The organism is Sulfuricurvum sp., assembly GCF_023229695.1.
In the GTDB taxonomy this organism is placed as follows: Bacteria; Campylobacterota; Campylobacteria; order Campylobacterales; family Sulfurimonadaceae; genus Sulfuricurvum.
In genome coordinates, this window is record NZ_JALNYS010000036.1 from 1 (window position 1) to 3,622 (window position 3,622).

Annotated in this window: 3 protein-coding genes and 1 pseudogene; all 4 read right to left on the minus strand. The window is 46.3% G+C overall.

Features of this window, described 5'->3' with window-relative positions:
- A pseudogene (locus M0P91_RS14965) lies at positions 1-714 on the minus strand (hypothetical protein); the annotation flags it as partial.
- Positions 711-1,400 (minus strand): ABC transporter ATP-binding protein, encoded by a 690-nt coding sequence (locus M0P91_RS14970; RefSeq protein WP_295069268.1) that lies wholly within the window; start codon positions 1,398-1,400, stop codon positions 711-713. The pseudogene M0P91_RS14965 and the gene M0P91_RS14970, both read right to left, overlap by 4 nt.
- Positions 1,397-2,641 (minus strand): FtsX-like permease family protein, encoded by a 1,245-nt coding sequence (locus tag M0P91_RS14975; protein ID WP_295069271.1) that lies wholly within the window; start codon positions 2,639-2,641, stop codon positions 1,397-1,399. Before M0P91_RS14975 ends, M0P91_RS14970 begins: the two co-directional genes overlap by 4 nt.
- Positions 2,634-3,622 (minus strand): FtsX-like permease family protein (locus M0P91_RS14980; RefSeq protein ID WP_295069273.1); only part of this gene is annotated, 989 nt, incomplete at its 5' end. The genes M0P91_RS14980 and M0P91_RS14975, both read right to left, overlap by 8 nt.

Genomic DNA, 3,622 nt, shown 5'->3' on the forward strand with positions numbered 1-3,622 from the left:
TCCCCCTTCCGAGCGCAGTTCAATCCCAGTTTGCAACAGTTCCCCTTCGAGTTCATAACCGATCATTGTTACATCGTCCGCACTGACGATATCGAGCGCCACATCAGCAAATCCAAGATACCCTTTTAGCCGTCCGGCATATTTGAAACTCTTGTCGGCTCTCTGGGCAGCGACGGCGGTAATTTGACTCAGACTGCTGGGAGAATACGAATAAGCCAGTGCAAATACACCGTACATTTCATCGGGTTCAAGAGCGAGGGGATTTTTCGGATTAAACAAATCGGTGGGATTCCAAATACGCCCTACTCCCATACTCACCTTTTGCAGACCTATAGATACGCGCTGTTTCTCATCGGTATATCCTCCGTAAAGGCGGTAAAGCTGGGCATACATCTGCCCATCATGGTAATCATAGGTACCGCTTTGGGTAGAGAAAGGGGTGTCGGATCGGATCATGCTTGCTGATTTATAAGAGATACTGTTGATCATATCGTATCCCAAAATATTTTTGATGTCACCGATTGCCGTTGCAAACCAATTGCCTTCACGGAGATTTTCTGTGAGACGAAATCGGTTGATATTGTAAAGTTCCTGATTGCCCGTGCCATCAAGCGGCGAAGAGAGGGTAAAGTTGCTGTTTTCAAAGGTCGTCTCATACTCTGCTGCATTGATACTTAACATCAAAAGAACTGCAACCAATATTTTTCTCATCATGACCGTAAAGTGTCCTCTATGATCTCACCGTCACGTAAAACAATCGAACGGCGAGCTTTTGAAATCACCATCGGATCGTGAGAGGAGAAGATGATGGTCACTTTTTCCTCTTCATTCAACCGTCGCATCAGCTCCATCAACTTCTCACCGTTTCCCGTATCCAGATTTGCCGTCGGTTCATCGGCGAGGATAAGTTTGGGCTTGCTTGCCACTGCCCGTGCTACTGCGACACGCTGCTGCTGTCCGCCGCTTAAATGGTCGGGAAGTTTGTTCAAATAAGCATCAATATCAAGCTCACGTGCTACCTCCAATACCCGCGCGTCGCACTCGCTTTGTGACATCCCCATAAGACGCATCACATACTCAATGTTCTCTTTTACGCTCAAAACCGGAATCAGATTGTACGCCTGAAAGACAAATCCGATGTTCTCTCTGCGAAACAGCGCCAAATCGTTTTCACCAAGTGCCGTAATCACCGTCCCCTCCAGTTCTACCGTTCCCTCACTTGGAGTATCAAGCCCGCCAATGATATTAAGAAGTGTACTCTTGCCGCTTCCGCTTGGACCGGAGATGACGATAAACTCCTCTTTTCCGATGGAGAGATCGATCCCGTTTAGTGCATTGCTCTGGCTTTGAGAGCCTTCATTGAATACTTTTTTCACATTGTGTACAGTTAAAAAATTCATGTTACGGTCTCACTAATGGATTGGATGGGGTTACGCTTTTTGAGGGTACGGATAGGAATGATCGTCGCCGCCAATGTCGCCACTAAAACGCTCAAAAAAGCACTGGTAAAATATTCTATCTTAAGAAGCGCATGAATACTCGAATCCATCCCAAAAATCGCAAAGGCATCACTCAATCCGGAAAGATCAAGACCATACTGCTTGAAATACCACAACAAAGCTCCGCCTATGAGCGCCCCCACAATATATCCGCTCATCGTGATAACCAACGATTCGTAGATAATGAGGCGTGCAATGTCACGAAATTGTGTTCCTATCGCCATCATAATCCCAAACTCCCGCACCCGCTCCAGTACCGATACGAGGACAACACCGAAAATACCCAACGTCGCAACGATAAAAATAAACGCGGAACTAATACGGCTATACGTCTGCATCATCACTTCCCCCTCATGCAAAGAGGGATAGAGCTCTTTGTAGGTATATACGGCGATATTGGTATCATCGAGTTTCGACGTAAGAGAGCGTTTTACCATCCCGTCGTCATCTTGATTCTTTAACAATACGGCAATCTCCGTTGCTCCTTCAACCCCAGAGAGAGTACGAAGCCTGCCGATATCCATCAGCAATCCGTTACTGTCAATCGCCATATTGTTCGTTTTTAGTATTCCCTCTACTTTTAAGGCAACGGAGACCACTTCATTGTGAGTATCTTGCATCGTGACGATCACCTTTTTACCTATATCGACCTTGAGTTTACGTGCTAAACGATAGCCGATGAGTGCTCCGCGCTGACGCTTGCCAAAACGGTATTCCCCTTTGATAATAAAATTTTCCAGCTGTGCATGCGATGCTTCACTCTCCAAGTCGATTCCCGTAATATTGACCCCTTGCGAATAGCCGGCTGTGGCGATAAGACCGCGCTGACTTAAACGAGTCACATAACTACGAATCCCCTCTTGAGCGTCCAATACTTCCGTGATCTTCTGAAGCTTGGCTATATGGTACTTGATATTGTTATCCGAACGGAACTCTTTGTGCTGAATAGAAACGGTTCCACTCCCCGTTTTAATCGAGTTTTGGGTGATCTGCACCATCATCCCCTCGTACATCCCCTCCATCAGCAACAATCCAATCAGCGATATCGCAATCATAATGGAGATCAAAGCGGCGCGCCCTTTGCGGCGGACGATATGAAGAAGTGCCATTTTAAAATAAAGCATTTCGGTGTGACTAAACATAGCGTATCGCTTCGGTCGGAGTAAATCGATTAATGATCATGATAGGATAAATCACCGTCAAAAGGTTCAGCAACAACATCATGAGCATCTCAAACATAATTTTCACAGGATTGTATTCAGTGGGAAACGTTGCTTCGGCGACCATGTTGTACTGTTTGGCATACTCCTCTGGATCGACATCCGCCAAAGAGGCAAAAGCAATGGGGTGTTTTTCATAATGGTAACTGGCATAACCTCCGGCTGTACCACCGATACCCACGCTCAAAAATCCGAGGATCAGCGCTTCGATTAACAACATCCCCATCACCTGTGAAGGCGTCGTTCCGATGGCACGCAGGACTCCGATTTGACGGATGCGCGCATAGACAGAGAGAAAAGCGAATATCCCGATAACGAAAAAGATGACGATGAAAAATATCCCCAGTGTGATGTAGCCGAAAATCGTATCGATCTCCATTGCCAAAATTAAATCTTCAAGGGTTGTCTTATAGTTTTTTACCTCCAGTTTCTCTTCCAGAGCTTTTTGCACGTTGAGCGTTACGGCATCGATTTGCTTCACATCGGCAGGGTTCATTATGATATGCGTCGCAATATTATGGCTTTGCATCACCCTATCGAAATAGCTCTTATTCACAAATCCCGAACCGTTATCAAACTCATAGAGCTTCGTTTTAAACAATCCCTTGACCACGAGATTATCCGCAGCAAACGAATAATCTGCCCCCGTGGAGATAAATGAGAGGGTATCCCCAACGCCTACTTTGAGCCTTTTTGCCAGCTCTACCCCCAAATAAAGGGCATTGGTATCCGACGCTGTCAAATACTCCCCCTCGATCAGAGAGCGTTTGAGCCGTGACACTTTTGCCTCGTTTTCAGGTTCGATCGCGGTGAACATTCCACCGATCGATTGTTCCTGTGTCGAGTAGAGAGCATACGCTTCGAAACGTGCCGCAGAGGCATTGATCTCTTCTATCTTTTGCA